General features: G+C 44.1%; 13 protein-coding genes. 2 read left to right on the forward strand and 11 right to left on the reverse strand.

Annotated features, from left to right (window positions below):
- Window positions 1–69: 69 nt before the first annotated feature.
- Together lptB and BQ9893_RS14620 are read right to left on the reverse strand one after the other, a co-directional pair.
- On the reverse strand, window positions 70–822 hold the full coding sequence (gene lptB / locus BQ9893_RS14615; protein WP_075967391.1) for an LPS export ABC transporter ATP-binding protein: 753 nt from the start codon (window positions 820–822) through the stop codon (window positions 70–72).
- A gap of 97 nt (window positions 823–919) precedes the next feature.
- Entirely contained in the window at window positions 920–1,102 is a 183-nt protein-coding gene (locus BQ9893_RS14620; RefSeq protein ID WP_075966682.1) for a hypothetical protein, read from the reverse strand.
- Window positions 1,103–1,339: 237 nt separating this feature from the next.
- On the opposite strand from BQ9893_RS14620, the gene BQ9893_RS14625 reads away from it, so the two are divergent.
- Complete coding sequence (locus BQ9893_RS14625; RefSeq protein WP_075967392.1) at window positions 1,340–2,086, forward strand: MlaE family ABC transporter permease; 747 nt, start codon at window positions 1,340–1,342, stop codon at window positions 2,084–2,086.
- A 3-nt stretch (window positions 2,087–2,089) separates the two neighbouring features.
- Entirely contained in the window at window positions 2,090–2,878 is a 789-nt protein-coding gene (locus BQ9893_RS14630; protein ID WP_075966683.1) for an ABC transporter ATP-binding protein, read from the forward strand.
- Between the two features lie 65 nt (window positions 2,879–2,943).
- Here BQ9893_RS14630 and BQ9893_RS14635 read toward each other — a convergent pair whose 3' ends face one another.
- From BQ9893_RS14635 to queA, 9 genes are all read right to left on the reverse strand, one after another.
- Window positions 2,944–5,856, reverse strand: coding sequence for a M16 family metallopeptidase (locus tag BQ9893_RS14635; RefSeq protein ID WP_075966684.1), 2,913 nt, complete (start codon window positions 5,854–5,856; stop codon window positions 2,944–2,946).
- A gap of 143 nt (window positions 5,857–5,999) precedes the next feature.
- The gene (locus tag BQ9893_RS14640; protein WP_075966685.1) at window positions 6,000–7,925 is read right to left on the reverse strand and encodes a RagB/SusD family nutrient uptake outer membrane protein; all 1,926 of its coding nucleotides are present in this window, start codon (window positions 7,923–7,925) and stop codon (window positions 6,000–6,002) included.
- A gap of 27 nt (window positions 7,926–7,952) precedes the next feature.
- The gene (locus BQ9893_RS14645) at window positions 7,953–11,324 is read right to left on the reverse strand and encodes a SusC/RagA family TonB-linked outer membrane protein (protein ID WP_075966686.1); all 3,372 of its coding nucleotides are present in this window, start codon (window positions 11,322–11,324) and stop codon (window positions 7,953–7,955) included.
- 147 nt (window positions 11,325–11,471) lie between these two features.
- Window positions 11,472–12,605, reverse strand: coding sequence for a FecR family protein (locus BQ9893_RS14650; RefSeq protein WP_075966687.1), 1,134 nt, complete (start codon window positions 12,603–12,605; stop codon window positions 11,472–11,474).
- Between the two features lie 105 nt (window positions 12,606–12,710).
- Window positions 12,711–13,253, reverse strand: coding sequence for an RNA polymerase sigma factor (locus tag BQ9893_RS14655; protein WP_075967393.1), 543 nt, complete (start codon window positions 13,251–13,253; stop codon window positions 12,711–12,713).
- Window positions 13,254–13,562: 309 nt separating this feature from the next.
- Window positions 13,563–14,849: a methionine adenosyltransferase gene (gene metK / locus BQ9893_RS14660; protein ID WP_075966688.1), complete on the reverse strand. Its 1,287-nt coding sequence runs from the start codon at window positions 14,847–14,849 to the stop codon at window positions 13,563–13,565.
- A 258-nt stretch (window positions 14,850–15,107) separates the two neighbouring features.
- Window positions 15,108–15,299: a hypothetical protein gene (locus BQ9893_RS14665; RefSeq protein ID WP_075966689.1), complete on the reverse strand. Its 192-nt coding sequence runs from the start codon at window positions 15,297–15,299 to the stop codon at window positions 15,108–15,110.
- The gene (gene folK, locus BQ9893_RS14670; protein ID WP_075966690.1) at window positions 15,296–15,754 is read right to left on the reverse strand and encodes a 2-amino-4-hydroxy-6-hydroxymethyldihydropteridine diphosphokinase; all 459 of its coding nucleotides are present in this window, start codon (window positions 15,752–15,754) and stop codon (window positions 15,296–15,298) included. Before folK ends, BQ9893_RS14665 begins: the two co-directional genes overlap by 4 nt.
- 11 nt (window positions 15,755–15,765) lie before the next feature.
- Window positions 15,766–16,815, reverse strand: a complete 1,050-nt coding sequence (gene queA, locus BQ9893_RS14675) for a tRNA preQ1(34) S-adenosylmethionine ribosyltransferase-isomerase QueA (RefSeq protein WP_075966691.1) — start codon at window positions 16,813–16,815, stop codon at window positions 15,766–15,768.
- Window positions 16,816–16,839 lie beyond the last annotated feature (24 nt).

Consider the following 16,839-nt stretch of genomic DNA (forward strand, 5'->3'; position numbering starts at 1 on the left):
CTCGCCCTTATTCCTAACATATCAAGACGAGGGTGAAGCCAACGCGCATATTCTTGCGCATGTATTGCTTTAAAAGTCTTTTTTGCGAAGAACAAAATCCTTACCCAGATATTTTTCACGCACAATTTCATTCTCGGCCAACTGTTCGGCTGTTCCCTGGAAAAGAACTTTTCCTTCAAACAACAGGTAGGCGCGGTCACAAATACTCAAAGTCTCGTACACATTGTGGTCCGTGATCAAAATCCCGATATTCTTATGTTTCAGCTTCGCGACAATACTTTGGATATCTTGCACGGCAATCGGGTCTACTCCGGCAAACGGCTCATCAAGCATGATAAATTTCGGATCGATAGCCAAACAACGGGCAATCTCGGCACGCCGGCGTTCACCTCCGGACAACTGGTCGCCTAAATTCTTCCGCACCTTATTTAAGCCGAACTCGGCAATCAGGCTTTCCAACTTCTCTTTCTGGTATTCGGGAGTCGTCTCTGTCATTTCCAATACGGAACGAATGTTATCCTCCACCGTCATTTTACGGAAAATAGACGCCTCCTGAGCCAAATAACCGATACCGTTACGAGCACGCTTATACACCGGGAACTTCGTGATTTCCATATCGTTCAAGAAAATCTTTCCTTCATTGGGAGTCACCAATCCTACCGTCATATAGAATGTCGTCGTTTTCCCGGCTCCGTTAGGACCGAGCAATCCCACGATCTCACCCTGTTTCACATTGATCGAAACATGATTCACAACGGTACGCATCTTATATTTCTTAACGAGATCCTCCGTACGGAGCACCATTTGTTGTTCGTCTGCCATATCCAAAAATCTTTGCCACAAAGAAACGGAATTAATTCTTTCTATACAAATTGTTTTCAATTTACAGAAATAACTACCCGAAATATGAGTCAACCAACTATAAGCCAGCTTCCCAAATTTCGCTCCTCCGCACAGAAAGAATGGAAGAACTGGTCTCGACCGGCTCTACCCCATATCGTTTTTCCCAATAAAGCAGCTGTTCATTCAACTTACCCTCCATACGAAGTTTTTCAAAACTTTGTATTCCTATCGGTAATTTACGCAACGCAACTGTACTCATGTTTCCTTATTTTCAGAATAAGACAAATGTAAGAATATAATCTTGAATAATCGATTATATTCCATAAAACAAAGTACTCAAAAGCAGTGTTTCCGAATAACTCGTCCATACATCTTTATTGACTTACAGCCCAGTTTAGTTTAGATACAGACCAGAAGTATCAAGCAGGAAATGAACAGTTGTTCCCAGATTTGCGTTATATTTGCAGACTGTAATTGAATAGAAACATAATAAATGATGAATAAAGCATTACATCAAGTAGGCGAGTATGTCATGTTGATGGGGAAAAGTATCTCCGTACCCAACCGGTGGAGCATGTTCTTCAAGCAACTGATAAAGGAAATATACAAATTAGGAGTCGATTCGCTCTGGATTGTCATTATCATTTCCATTTTTATCGGTACGGTTATCGCCATCCAAATTTCACTGAACATCAGTTCGCCTCTCATCCCCAAATTCACAATCGGATACACGACACGTGAAATCATCCTGCTAGAATTTTCTTCTTCCATCATGTCATTGATCCTGGCAGGCAAAGTCGGTAGTAACATTGCCTCCGAGATCGGGACCATGCGTGTGACGGAGCAGATCGACGCAATGGAAATCATGGGGGTCAACTCCGCCAATTTCCTGATCCTGCCGAAGATGGTCGGTATGATGACTTTCATTCCCGTATTGGTTATCTTCAGTATGTTCACCGGCATTTTGGGAGGTATCGCAGCCAGCCATTCCACGGGAACAGGCATGACGCCCGCTTCTTTCGAATATGGTTTGCAGTTCTATTTCAACGAATTTTATATCTGGTACTCCATCATTAAGTCCGTAGTCTACGCATTCATCATTTCGTCTATTGCCGCTTACTTCGGCTATAACGTAAAAGGCGGAGCCTTGGAAGTAGGCAAAGCCAGTACGAATGCAGTCGTGATGAGCAGCATCATGATTCTGCTGGCCGACGTGATCTTAACCAACTTAATGCTGACATAAAAAATGGTAGAAGTAAAACATATCACAAAGTCTTTTGAAGGACGGGTAGTCTTGAATGATATCAGCGCAATATTCGAAACGGGAAAAACGAACCTGATTATCGGGCGAAGCGGTTCCGGCAAGACAGTCCTTATTAAAAATATTATCGGATTGATGCGCCCGGACTCAGGAGAAGTCCTGTACGACGGACGCGACCTGACCTCGATGGGTAAGCATGAGCTGAACATGCTGCGCCGTGAAATGGGTATGCTGTTCCAGGGATCAGCCCTGTTCGACAGTATGACAGTGTTGGAAAATGTCATGTTCCCATTGGATATGTTCTCTAACGACACTTACAAAGACCGCCTGAAACGCGCCCGGTTCTGCCTGGACCGTGTAAACCTGTCGGAAGCCGGCCACCTCTATCCATCCGAGATCAGCGGCGGTATGATGAAACGTGCCGCCATAGCCCGTGCAATCGCCCTGAACCCCAAATACCTGTTCTGTGACGAACCAAACTCCGGCCTGGATCCCAAAACTTCGCTGATTATCGATGACCTGATCCACGATATCACCGCCGAATACAAAATGACGACTATCATCAACACGCATGATATGAACTCCGTCATGAATATCGGTGAAAACATTGTCTTTATCAAAGAAGGCGTAAAAGAGTGGCAGGGTAACAACAAAGAGGTCATCACTTCCAAAAACAAAGCATTGAACGACTTTATCTTCGCTTCCGACCTGTTCCGTAAAGTCAAAGAAGTCGAAGAATTCGAACTGAAAGAAGAAGAACAGAACGCAAAATAAAAAATATCCGATGCCCATCGGATAAAAAAACATGAGCATCGGATCGGAAATGGATAGGTATCGGATTAATATCCGAACAACTCTTCCTGTGTCAGTTTTTGGATCGGGCCATATTGTGACAAGCCTTTCAGATCGAGATCCTTTTCATCGCCTAATACACAATAGATATAGGTACGTCCTTTTACCCATTTTTCCTGGAATGCCTTGATTTCGGGCAATGTCATTGTCTGCGCCTTTTCGAACAGCTCTTTACGGCTATCCGTGTTCAGACCTAAATCCTGAGCATTCAGATAAGACCAGAGAACGTCCGACTTGGTAATACGTTCCGTACGCAAACGGGTGATAAGAGCGTCTTTGGCCAAATTGAACGCTTTTTCTGATTCGGGCATATTATTGATAATTTCATCGAATGCTTTCATCGCATCGATCATCTTATCATTCTGAGTCGCAATAAACGTACGGTATACATACGGATATTTCAGTTTGGACGGAGTGATCAGGAAAGCTCCCGCAGAATAAGCCAGACCACGCGATTCACGCATTTCCTGGAATACGATTGCGTTCATGCCGCCACCGAAATATTCGTTATACATATTCAATGTAGGCTGGATAGCCGGATCGAACTTTTCACCCCGGTTAGAGACTGCTGAGAAATAAATCTGTTTAGCATCATACTGGGCAAGCAGAACTTTATTTTCCGGAGTTTCCTGCTGGTTGAACTCGATAGCGGCCGGAACCGGTTGTAACTGGTCGGGGACATTATGATATTGTTTGATGATATCCAAAACAGCCTGCGGTTTTTCCGGGCCATAATACAATATCTTATGATCGAAAGAATTGATCTTGTGAATACGGTCCACCAGTTCCTGCGGATCCATCTGCTGCAACTCGGCAGTCGTCAGAACATTCGTCGACGGAGATTTCGGTCCCCAGATAGCATACTGGATCAGCTTGTTGAAGTTCTGTCCCTGATTCAATTTAGCATCGACCCGTTTTTTCAGGATATCGCCGGCAAGATTAGCATATGCTTCTTTATTGACCTGTGCATCTGCAAGAATTTCCTCAAACAAGGCCATTGCAGCCGGCATGTTCTCCTTCAATCCTTCCAATACTACGTATGTACGGTCCGAACCTGGAACAACATCAAAGTAGCAAGCCAACCGATAAAACTCTTCATTGATCTCCTGCAGGCTCTTCTTAGATGTTCCCAGATATTTCATATATTGGAAAGCAGTACCCATCGCCTTGTCGTTATTCGTACCCATATCAAAGACATACATCAAAGAGAAAATGTCATTTGACGTATTTTCCTTATACAACACAGGGATACCGGACTTGGCTGTCAATTTCTGAAGATCCTTGTCGTAGTCCAGGAATACCGGTTCGATCGGCGCCACCTTTGAAGCCTGTATTTCTTTCAGGAACATACTTGAGCTGTCACGGTTCATCACGATCGGAGTGATTTTAGGTTTGTCAATCTTCTTTTCGTTCGGGTCTTTACCCTGTTTTTTGTATATAAGTGCATAATTATCACCAAAATACTTATTGGCAAAATCGACTATCTGTTGTTTTGTCACTTTACTCATGCGATCCAACGAAGCGACTTCATCTTTCCAATCGACACCGTCGATGAAAGAAGAGACAAACATATCGGCACGGCCATCATTGTCGTCGATCCGGTGCATCTGCATCAATTTATAATTATTGATTGCCGCTTCCAACAAACCTTCGTCAAATTCGCCTTTCTTCAATTTTTCTATTTCAGCCAGGAAAAGATCCTTTACATCATCCAGCGTCTGTCCCTGTTTCGGACGGCCGTTAATAACAAAAGCATTGTAGTCCGACATTCCGTATGTTCCGGCATAGCAGCTTAGTACTTTCTGTTGCTGAACCAAATCGACATCCAACAAACCGGCTTTTCCGTTATTGATGATTTCGCCAGTCAGGTTCAATAAATCCTGGTCAGGAGAAGCGGCTCCCGGAAAACGCCAACCCAATGTCACATTTTCAGCATCGACGCCCAACACTTCTTTTACAACCGGTGCCTTAATCGGAGATTCGTGTGTCACCGGCAATTTCGGCAGATTGGGATTCGGTTTCAAGTGACCGAAATATTTATTGATCGTCTCGATCATCTGGTCCGGATCAAAATCGCCGGACAGACAGATTGCCATATTATTAGGAACATACCAGGTTTTATGGTAGTTCTTGATATTCGTGATAGACGGATTCTTCAGGTTTTCCTGTGTTCCGAGAACCGTCTGCGTCCCATAAGGATGATCGGGGAAAAGAGCACCTAAGACCGCTTCATACACTTTACGGGCATCACTGGTAAGAGACATATTCTTTTCTTCGTATACCGTCTCAAGTTCCGTATGGAAACCACGGATTACATTGTTTTCAAAACGGTCAGCCTGTATCTTGGCCCAATTGTCGATCTGGTTGGAAGGGATATCTTCCACATAGACCGTCTGGTCAAAACCGGTATACGCATTTGTTCCGGTTGCCCCGATAGCTGACATCAGTTTGTCATATTCGTTTGGAATAGCCAACTTGGATGCCTCATAAGACACACTGTCGATCTGATGATAAATAGCCTGTCGTTCTGCCTCATCGGTAGTCTTGCGATACACTTCGAAAAGCTGTTCGATCTGATCGAGCATCGGTTTTTCCTGTTCGTAATTCTGCGTACCGAACTGCTGGCTTCCTTTAAACATCAAATGTTCGAAATAGTGTGCCAGGCCGGTTGTTTCGGCAGGATCGTTTTTCCCTCCCACGCGAACGGCGATATACGTTTGAATACGCGGGGTCTCTTTATTCACAGTCATATACACCTTCAATCCGTTATCCAAAGTATAGATACGGGCTTTCAGAGGATCATTCGGGACCGACTCGTACTTGAACGGGGAAGTCTCTGTACAAGCAGTAGCCAAAAGGAGAATAAAGGCTAACTGAAGAAACTGAATCGTTTTATGCATAAATTTTAAATTTAGATAAATGAATTTGCAAATATATAACAAACTCAAGCCATATACAAAAAATTAAGAGCGAGGCTACAGAAATTCTGCACCTCGCCCCTACGACTTTTGCCGATACGCTTTCCCGCTACTCGACAAGTTATTTATTCATTCCAGAAAGGAGCTTGGACCAAAGTCGGATCTTTATCGATTTCAGTTTGATGAATCGGGAACCAATATTGTTTCTTTTGGTAAACACGCTTCAAAACGACAGACCGTACAAAGAAAGATTGCGAATCCGAAGCATCATCCGAATAAGAAGTGCCTTGGAAGTTCATGCCATATTCATCTGTATTCAGGAATTGTTCGCCCAACTTCCAACGGCGTATATCACTATATCGTATGCCTTCACAACAAAGTTCGACACGACGTTCCTTGCGGATCAATTCACGAACGGTTTCTTGGTCATTCGTACAATGAATCCGCTGGAACCCGTTATTATCTGTTCCTGTCCCATATTCGGGCACACCGGCACGTTCGCGGATCAGATTCAAATATTTCAGGATATCGGGATCTCCAGGAGAAGACTCATTCAGAGCTTCGGCATAGTTCAGGTAAGCCTCACCAAGACGATACAAGATACCGGGACGGTACGGCCGTTTCCCGTCACGCGGAATAGACTCCAAGGATACTTTTTTCCTGTTCAAATAACCGTTCTGCGGAGCATCATGCGTAGGACCGCCATCCCATTCATTGTTCATGAAACGCACCGTACGGTTTTCACTCCAAAACCAAGCTCCGTTAAACAACACGGTCAGATAAAAGCGAGGTTCGCGATTGCTATACATATTATAAGTATTCGCCATCGTGATCTGTCCGGGCCGTACATCCGGCGATTTCCGGCAAGGATCCCATTTGGTCTTTCGTATTTCCGGTTCCGTCGAAAAACCTTTTTCCGTATACCCCGAAGTTTCATTTATAATAGGACTTCCATCTGCATTATACCCCAAAATGGGAGATAAACCGTTCTCCATAAAAAAGGCATCCACCAATGACTGAGTTATTCCTAACCCTCCATTGCCTCCACATCCACGTGGAGTGCTGTGCGCTTCCAATTCTCCATAACTACAATCCGGACGAGCGAACAGGATTTCCTTATTTCCCTCGGAAGTCTTCTTCAATTGCAAGTTATAGCAAGACATAAAAGGATCAATCGAACCATCATCGTTATATTCATAATATAACTTGTGACCGGCAGCATGAGCCGCATCAATCAATTCCTTGCAAGCCTTAGCCGCACGCGACCATTTCGTCGCATCGTAGGTACTGTTGAAACGTTCCTTTCCGTCATAATTTTTAAACCCTTGATACCAATCATTGCCATTGACTAACGGACTGGCAGCAAACAAAAGCATACGGGCACGGACAGCCAAACAGGCAATTGATGTGGCACGTCCGAAAAAAGCTTCCTCCCAAGCTGCCGGCAGTTTGGTTGACAAATCCAACAACTGTTTGTCTAATATATCCACCATATCGTCGAAAGCCATCTGTCCCTTCATCAACTCATCCTGTGGAGCGTTAACATCAACCAAATCATCGAAATAAGGAACAGCCCCGTAACATTCCGTCATAAGCCAATAATAATAAGCGATCAAAAAACGGCATTCATTTTTCATCATTTCGATATCGGCTTCCGTCACATTCTGCAGCGGATTGGCATGAGCATTATGAATGAAGATATAAGCCGAACGGATATTTTGCGACAACACCCAATAAGAACCGTTCCACCCCGAATCGGTAAACCAGTTCCCGACTTTATAGTTCAGCAAAGTACCTCCCCACCACTGCAGCCAGCGCTGTGACGGAGTCATATCATCTCCAGCAGTTTCCCAGCCGATATCACGGACAAATCCCCAAATAGGATCCGGTATGCCGCTATACACATTGGCCAACCAGTCTTCCGTACGTGTCTTGTCATTGAATACCATCTCCAACGTCAATTCGTCATCCGGAGCGTTATCTATAAAATCAGAACAGCCATTCAACACGAAACATAAGGCTGTAATTCCGATATATCTTACAATTTTCATTGTTTCCATATATTGTACCTTAATCTATTAGAAATTAACATCCAACCCGAACGACAAGGACTTCATGATCGGGTATTTCATACCATTCCCCGTATCGACTTCTGGATCCCATACCTTGAATCCCGAAAAAGTCAACAAGTTAGAACCTTTCAAATAAAGACGCACGGAACGAAGTCCGATCTTCCCAATCCATTCTTTCGGCAAACGGTATCCGACCTCTACATCTTTCATGCGCAACATGCTCATATTACGTAACCACCACGTCGAATTCCGATTATTGTTTTCATTCTCACCATAACTCAAACGAGGATAGAAAACATTTTGGCTCGGATTTTCAGGCGTCCAACGATCCTGGTAATTATCCAACACATTACCCATCGCGCCCAACGTACTGCCCGGCAAGAAATTATTTCCTCCAATGAAACGATAAGTCTTACCGTTCCCTTGGAAAAAGATATTCACATCCACATTCCTGAACGTAGCGTTCGCACCAAAACCGTAGATGATCTGAGGATCATAAGTTCCACCGATCGCTTTCTCATCCATGGTCGTAATAGCGCCGTCACCGTCAACATCCAAATATTTTATATCTCCCGGACGTACCTTAGTCGTAAACGTATGCGAAGGTATGCCGTCCTTCAGTATGCCATTTTCCACATCGACAAAATCATCTTCCGTGAACAACCCGTCAGCGACCAGGCCAAACAACTGGCCAACAGGATGTCCTGTCCTTTGTCGGTTCGTCCCGACGACACCCGGAGCCTCATCCTGTTCGATGATCTCATTTTTCGCATAAGTGAAAGTTCCCCGGAACCCCACAAACCAATCCTTGTTCAGCTGCTTGTTATAAGTCAACGACATGTCCACACCCGAATTGTTCACCTTACCGAAATTCGCCCATGGAGTTTTCTTGAAACCTGCAGCAGAAGGAATCGTGTTGCGCTGCATGAAAATATCCCGGCGCTTTTCCTTGAACCAATCCACCTGCAGCTCCAATGCGTTCCAAAGGCCTACTTCCAGACCGGCATCGATCTTTTCAACCGTTTCCCAAGTCAAATTGCTCACACCAAAATCTCCTTCATAACGACCAGAACGGTGATAATCATTGTTCACACCCCAACGATATTCTGTTCCACCTCCGTCAATCGTTGTGATATAAGCAAAACGACGTCCCGACAACTGATCATTTCCAACCAGTCCCCAAGAACCTCTCAATTTCAACTTGGACAAGGTATTCTTCACGGGTTCCATGAAAGGCTCTTCGGATACCAAATAACCAATAGCGCCAGAAGGGAAAAAGCCGAAGCGTTTCCCTTTCGAAAAGTTTTCAGATCCATTATAACCGAAGTTGAATTCAGCTATATAACGATTGCCATAGGTATAAGAAGCACGACCGGCAATTCCCATACGACGATAAGGAACAACTGATCCGTCTTGGTAATCCCGCTGATTGTAAAGAAACATTCCCTCGACACTATGTTCTCCGAATGTTCGCGAATAGCTCAAATTTCCTTCCAAATAAGTAGCCTTATTCCCCCATTCGGTCTTCTGTTCCGTTCCCAAAAACATCTGCCCGTAATCGGCAATCGTCAAATCCAACGAACCGTCTTCCTTGCGGCCTGTGGCCGGATTATAGTAATCAGGAGATTTGGAACGGACTATTCCTGATTTCATGTAACGATCGAAAGAGAATACACCTTTCAATTTTAACCCAGGCAACAAAAACTTCAAATCTTGCTCAAGCGAAAACAACGACTCTATCTTGGCAGAAGAATAGGTTGAAAAACCATGTTGCGTTGTCATCACCCAAGGATTAGAACGCTGTTTCACACGCGGGAATTCACCACTTGAGTAAACTGCCGGATGCACAAAAGGCGGTGTTTCGAAAGCAGCACTGAAAATATCATCCGAACTATACGCCATTCCACCTGTTTCTTGCAAATATCCGCCTATGCTGATACGTGCGACAGTTGTCTTCGTTAGATTCACATCTACATTCGAACGCATGTTGTACTTGTTCAGCTTTGTAGACGAATCCCAAGTCTGGCTACGGTCACGTTCGAATATCCCCCGTTCACCATAATAAGAAGCGACCAAAGCATATCTCAAGATATCGCTACCCCCCGACACGGTGATATTAGCACGTCTGTTCGAAGCATGATCCTTCGTAACAGCATCCAACCAATTGACATTCGGATACAAGTCAGAATCCACATTGTCCCGGTATTTTTGGATCAATTCAGCACCATAATTGGGTTGTGCATACCCAGCATCCAACTGCAACTCATCCAACAAGGACAAGTAGTCAGCCGAACTGATAAACTTAGGCAACTTGACTGGCTGCGTGAAACCCTGTTCATAGTGTACATCGACATTCGGTTTCCCCATCTGTCCTCGTTTCGTATTGACCAATATTACACCATTTGCTCCACGGACACCGTAAACAGCACTGGCTGCTGCATCCTTCAACACAGAGAACGATTCGATTTCCGACGGATCCATGTCGTCCAAAGTACGCTCGATTCCATCCACCAAAACAAGCGGAGAACGTCCTGAACTTTGAAAAGAAGAGATACCACGAATCCAAAAATTGGAACCGTCGGATCCTGGTTCCCCGGAACGCTGAACGGCAATCACACCAGCCAATTGTCCAGCGAGGTTATTATTCAATGCCCGCGTAGGACTTTGTTGCAGTCTGTCCGGGCTGATTGTTGTGATGGACCCCACGACTGATTCACGTTTCTGCGATCCGAAACCGACAACTACCACTTCATTCAGGCTTGTTGAAACTTCTTTCAAATTCACATTAATATTGATCAATCCGCCGACTGTCACCTCTTTCGGTTCGAAACCGATATAACTGAATGTCAAGACGGAAGACTTGCTCGGTACCGACAAAAAATAATTACCGTCAATATCAGTCGTCGTCCCTATATTAGTAGACTTGACAACCACATTTACACCTGGAAGCGGATTTCCTTGCTCATCCCAAACCGTTCCGTTGACATTGATACTTTTCTCCCGTTGCAACTTTTCTTGTTTCTGAGACAGGATAATTTGCCGCCCCTTGATTTCAAAGTTAATGCCAGCCTCTTTCGACAACTGCTCCATGATCGCGACAATCGTATTGTTCTCGACCTGAATGGAGACTTTCTTCTCCAAAACATGCAGCAAGTTGTTCGCATACATAAAAATAAACTCACTATCTTCCTCTATATTACGGAGGATTTCCTTTACTGTTTTATTTTCCATCTTGACAGTAAAGATTTTCTCTTGCATATACATATCCACTTCTGCTGCTTGCAACAACGAAACTTGAGATAGATAAAAAATGCTAAGAATTAAGAACAAATAAGTCTTTTTCTTCGCCCAATGGTAAAGAATTCCATTCTTATTCATAATTTTACGTAGATTTTAGATTAATCACTAAAGAACTGTTGATTGGATAAAATCCTCTGCCGGATGATACTGCCATATCATCCGGTTTTTCAAAAAAAACTCTAACTTCTCCTCTTCATGGTATTATTTTTTAGTTAAACATGTTACTTACTCTCGTTTCAAATAAATGTTTCCTCCTTCATTATAAACAGAAAGCGGTATCATTGATTTTATATAGTCCATGATTTCATCCGGATTATCCCGAAGATCCAGTTTCCCATATATCTGCTCATTTTCCAAAGAGAAGTCGCAAACAACCTTCTTTCCGAAAAAAAGGCTCAAACGAGTTGCCAGTTCTTTCAAAGTACAGCCGTCCAAAACCATCACACCGTCAACCCATGCCTTGTAATCGCTTGCATTCACTTTTTCTTTCCGACTGCCTTCTTCCCCAAAAACGACCATTTCATCCGGATTCATCCGGAACGAACCCTCCCGGCGGTCTTCGACTTCCACCGCTCCTTGGAGCAACACGACACGGCCTTCAGCCATTTGTTTGTAAGCAAACACATCAAACGAGGTTCCCAATACTTTCACGTCAAACCGATCCGTACACACATAAAACGGACGGCCAGCATCCGGCATTACTTCCAAATAGATCTCGCCTTCCACATAAATTTCCCGTTTCTTTTCACTGAACATACGTGGATAAACGACTTTCGTCCCTGAATTCACATGCACTTTCGTTCCATCAGACAACAACAGACACGATCGTTTCCCTTTCGGGACGATCAATTGGTTATACGAATCTTCGGCACTCCGTTTTTCGACAACATTCCTCTTATTTCCATCTGACTGCGTAAGCGCATCTGAACCGATACGTATGCAATCCTCATACGTATAATCGACCAGCTCATCTGTTTCCAAACGGTATTGTTCCCAATCAGATATCACCAATGTCACATCCTTGGCCTCTTCCATCGGAAACGACTCCAACTCGGCAACAGCATTCCATATGTTCGCATGAGACACTTTCCCGCCATAGCTCTGCCACAAACCGACCAACACTGCTACAGATGCTGCAACAAAAGCCACAAGAAGATAAACACACTTCCGGCTTTTCCGTTTCGGCAAACCAACAGCTTCTTCCTGCAACGGACGAATACGACGCAACACCTTTTCACGGATCGAATCGACCACATCAGCCTCTATTTCCGGCTCACAATCATCCCAAAAGAAATCCAGTTTCTCCCGGATTTCCTCATCCATTTCGGCTGTATAACGATTTTCTTTCCGAAGATTCATTTTTAACTTTATCTTATAGCTTATATAATAATAGACGCAAAAACAGCCAAGAATCTCTTACACTCTTTGGCATTTTTTTTGCTCTCAGAAAAAAAGAAATTATAATCAACGTGATTTATTCAGAATCAATGCGATCCGATCAATGGCTCTCGATATGTGCACATCAATCGTTTTTACCGAAATGCCAAGCATACCGGCAATCTCTTTGTAAGGAATTCTTTCTATTTTCGCCAATAAAAAAACCTCCTTGCATTTGGGAGGCAAGGAAGCTATTGCCCGATTGATCGCGCAGATCTCTTCTTCACTGATCAAATCATGATCCGGCGATTTGATAACCGGCAAATGGAATTCTTCAATCTCTTCTATAGAAATATCATCATTGTGCCTGCACTGCCTCAAATAGGATATTGCCCTGTTACGAACTAAAACCAACAACCAAGACTTGAACTCACGAACTGTATCCAAACAATGCCTCCCGTTCCAGACTTCAATAAAGACATCCTCCACGATCTCTTCCGCGACCTCTCGCAAACGAACATATCCTAACGCAAGATGATACAAATCTTTCCCGTATAAATCAATAATGGAACGGAAAGCCTGCTGATCTCCGTCCATCAAAGCATACAATAAAGATTTTCGTTCATCCATCATATTCTTTTTTGGCGCGTAAAAATAAGAAAAATGAATGTCCTCATGTTATTCATTTAACAAAATTTAAATCGACAAGTAATCCAGATTACATGATCTGAAACATCCTATGCCGAAGAAAAGAGAGGCAAATAATAAACCTATAAGGGGATAAAAACAGTTTGATTTCTATCTACAATAATACGGAAAGAGTTTTAAACATAGGACTTACGGCTTGGAAAGAAAACGATATACCTTTAAGCAAAAGGAGAGGTGTGTCCCGTAAATATCATTTTTTGACACACCCCTCTTTTTTTACTTATCGTGATATTAAAGGCCGAATGCCTCTTTTACCTTGTCGACGTAATCCAGTTTTTCCCAGGTAAACAGTTCTACTTCGCAGATGGTCGGTTTCGGGTTGTAACGAGAGGTAAATGTTTTCGTCACAACCTGCGGTTTACGTCCCATATGACCGTAAGAAGCCGTTTCCAAGTAGATAGGGTTACGCAGTTTCAGACGTTCTTCGATTGCTTTCGGACGCATGTCAAACAGGTTCCATATCTTTTCAGCTATCTCCCCATCCGTCATTTTCACATTGGCACGGCCGAATGTATTGACGAAGATATTCATCGGTTTAGCCACACCGATCGCATAAGAAACCTGTACCAGTATTTCATCAGCCACACCGGCAGCAACCAGGTTCTTCGCGATATGGCGAGCGGCATAAGCGGCAGAACGGTCAACCTTCGAAGGGTCTTTTCCGGAGAATGCACCACCACCGTGAGCACCCTTGCCACCGTATGTATCCACAATGATCTTACGGCCTGTCAGACCGGTATCGCCGTGAGGACCGCCGATCACGAACTTTCCGGTCGGGTTCACATGATAGATGATGTCATCATTGAACAACGCCTGGACATGAGCCGGATACTGGGCCTTTACACGCGGGATCAGAATGTTCTTCACATCTTCAGCAATCTTTTTCTGCATAGCCAGATCCGCTTCTTCCTGTGTGATGCCTTTTGCCGTGATAAATTCATCGTGTTGTGTGGAAACAACAATCGTATCGATGCGCAGCGGTTTCCCGTTGTCGTCATATTCAATCGTCACCTGGCTCTTCGCATCCGGACGGAGATAAGGCATCAAGTCGTTTTCATTTTTACGTATCTCGGCAAGCTCCCACAACAGGCTGTGTGAAAGATCCAAGGCCAGAGGCATGTAGTTTTCTGTTTCGTTGGTGGCATACCCGAACATCATACCCTGGTCGCCCGCACCTTGGTTATAAGGATCTTCGCGTTCGACACCACGGTTAATGTCGCCGCTCTGTTCATGGATAGAAGAGAACACGCCACATGATTTCGCTTCAAACTGGTATTCGCTTTTCGTATAGCCAATCTTCTCGATCACGTTACGGACTACATCCTGTACATCCACGTAAGCACTTGATTTTACTTCTCCAGCCAAGACAACCTGTCCGGTTGTAACAAGGGTTTCGCAAGCAACTTTAGAGTTCTTGTCATAAGCCAGGAACTCATCCAGCAAAGCATCCGATATCTGATCGGCTACTTTATCGGGGTGCCCTTCGGACACCGATTCGGAGGTGAATAAATAACTCATCGTTTTTTGAATTGACAATCGACAATTGAGAATTGAAATTAAAAGGCGTAACCCCAATAAAGTCAACAGGCAATCGGCAATTGACGGTTAATAAATCAAATAAATGGATTGACGGGGGAAATTTGCTTTGCCGGACGGCAGTAAAAAGGACTTGTTTTTAGCATTTTTTCCTGTGGTTGCAAGCAATACAAATCTATCCACATCAATTCGGATGCAAAAATACGAAACAATTGACAATCGGCAATTGATAACCGGCAATTATTTTTTCTTTTTAGTGTTGCGCAAGGCTTTTTTATACTTGAACTCGGCTCTCATCTTGGCAGCACCGGACTTATGCGTGCCACGCAGAAAATCCGAGAACTTGATTTTTCTCTCTCCGGCATTTTCATCTTTTCCTTTTTTCTTAAAGACCATGCCACCGCCGGTCAAGATTCTTTCTTTATCATTCATAATCGTTCTTTTAAATCTATTATACGTTCTTTCAACACAGGATGCACGACAAAAGGAGCGATTTCGGACAAAGGGTCCATCACGAACTTCCGTTCATGCATAAGAGGATGCGGCAAGGTAAGCCCCGGTATCTGCAAAACCTCGTCGTCATACAGAAGGATATCGATATCGATAATACGGTCATGATAGACTCCGTTGCTTTTTTCCGCGCGGCCCAGCTCCTTTTCAATCTGCTGGGTTATCTGCAATAATTCCAACGGAGGGAAGGAGGTCTTCAATTTAACAGCCGCATTCAAGAAAAAGTTCTCCGATTCGAAGCCCCACGGTTCCGTCTCGTAGAAACCGGAAAGGGCGAGAACATCTCCCACCCTTTCAGCCAACAACGCAGCGGCTGTTATCATGTTCCGTCGCTTATTCCCGATATTGGTTCCTAAGCCCAGATATGCAATTGCCATAAATATCCGTTTTACAGGATCAACATGGCATCGCCATAAGCGCCGAAACTATATTTCTCTTTCAATGCGACATCATAAGCATCCATGATCAGGTCATATCCGCCGAAAGAAGCCGTCATCATCAACAGGGTAGACAGTGGCATATGGAAGTTTGTGATCATGCAGGACGCCACACTGAAATCATACGGCGGGAAGATAAACTTGTTGGTCCATCCTTCAAACTCTTTCAGATGCCCATCCGTGCTGACTGCCGTCTCGATAGCACGCATCACGGACGTACCGACAGCACAAATCTGGTGTCCGCTGTCCTTTGCCCTATTCACGGTATTCACCACATCAGCGTTCACAACCATCTGTTCGGAGTCCATCTTATGTTTGGTCAGGTCTTCCACATCTATTTCACGGAAGTTGCCCAAGCCGGAATGCAGTGTCAGGAAAGCGAACTGGCAATCCTTGATCTCCAAGCGTTTCATCAGCTCGCGGCTAAAATGGAGACCTGCTGCGGGAGCCACGACAGCCCCTTCTTCCGTCGCAAAAATATTCTGGTAACGCTCTTCGTCCTCCGGTTCGACAGGACGGTCGATATATTTAGGCAGCGGGGTTTCACCCAATGCATACAGTGCTTTCTTAAATTCATCGTGATTTCCGTCATAAAGGAAACGCAAGGTACGGCCGCGTGATGTCGTGTTGTCGATCACCTCAGCTACCATCGAATCATCTTCACCAAAATACAGTTTATTGCCGATACGGATTTTACGGGCAGGATCGACCAATACATCCCAAAGACGAAGATCTTCATTCAGTTCACGCAACAGAAAAACCTCGATACGGGCACCTGTCTTTTCTTTGTTTCCGTATAAACGGGCAGGAAAAACCTTTGTATTATTGAAGATGAATACATCCTTTTCTCCGAAATAGCTCAACAAGTCTTTGAATACTTTATGTTCGATCTCACCGGTCTTGCGATCAATAACCATCAATCTGGACTCGTCCCTGTTTTTTGCCGGATGGAGAGCAATCAACTCCTGCGGTAAGTTAAATTTGAATTTCGACAGCTTCATAATATATAATTTCTATTTTTATTT

The organism is Parabacteroides massiliensis, assembly GCF_900155425.1.
Lineage (GTDB): Bacteria > Bacteroidota > Bacteroidia > Bacteroidales > Tannerellaceae > Parabacteroides > Parabacteroides massiliensis.

Coding starts and splice junctions, on each gene's coding strand:
- folK (WP_075966690.1), bottom strand. CDS start 15,754: ATGGCAATTGCATATCTGGGCTTAGGAACCAATATCGGGAATAAGCGA.
- BQ9893_RS14650 (WP_075966687.1), bottom strand. CDS start 12,605: ATGAATCTTCGGAAAGAAAATCGTTATACAGCCGAAATGGATGAGGAA.
- lptB (WP_075967391.1), bottom strand. CDS start 822: ATGGCAGACGAACAACAAATGGTGCTCCGTACGGAGGATCTCGTTAAG.
- BQ9893_RS14625 (WP_075967392.1), top strand. CDS start 1,340: ATGAATAAAGCATTACATCAAGTAGGCGAGTATGTCATGTTGATGGGG.
- BQ9893_RS14665 (WP_075966689.1), bottom strand. CDS start 15,299: ATGAATGATAAAGAAAGAATCTTGACCGGCGGTGGCATGGTCTTTAAG.
- metK (WP_075966688.1), bottom strand. CDS start 14,849: ATGAGTTATTTATTCACCTCCGAATCGGTGTCCGAAGGGCACCCCGAT.
- queA (WP_075966691.1), bottom strand. CDS start 16,815: ATGAAGCTGTCGAAATTCAAATTTAACTTACCGCAGGAGTTGATTGCT.
- BQ9893_RS14645 (WP_075966686.1), bottom strand. CDS start 11,324: ATGAATAAGAATGGAATTCTTTACCATTGGGCGAAGAAAAAGACTTAT.
- BQ9893_RS14635 (WP_075966684.1), bottom strand. CDS start 5,856: ATGCATAAAACGATTCAGTTTCTTCAGTTAGCCTTTATTCTCCTTTTG.
- BQ9893_RS14620 (WP_075966682.1), bottom strand. CDS start 1,102: ATGAGTACAGTTGCGTTGCGTAAATTACCGATAGGAATACAAAGTTTT.
- BQ9893_RS14630 (WP_075966683.1), top strand. CDS start 2,090: ATGGTAGAAGTAAAACATATCACAAAGTCTTTTGAAGGACGGGTAGTC.
- BQ9893_RS14640 (WP_075966685.1), bottom strand. CDS start 7,925: ATGAAAATTGTAAGATATATCGGAATTACAGCCTTATGTTTCGTGTTG.
- BQ9893_RS14655 (WP_075967393.1), bottom strand. CDS start 13,253: ATGGATGAACGAAAATCTTTATTGTATGCTTTGATGGACGGAGATCAG.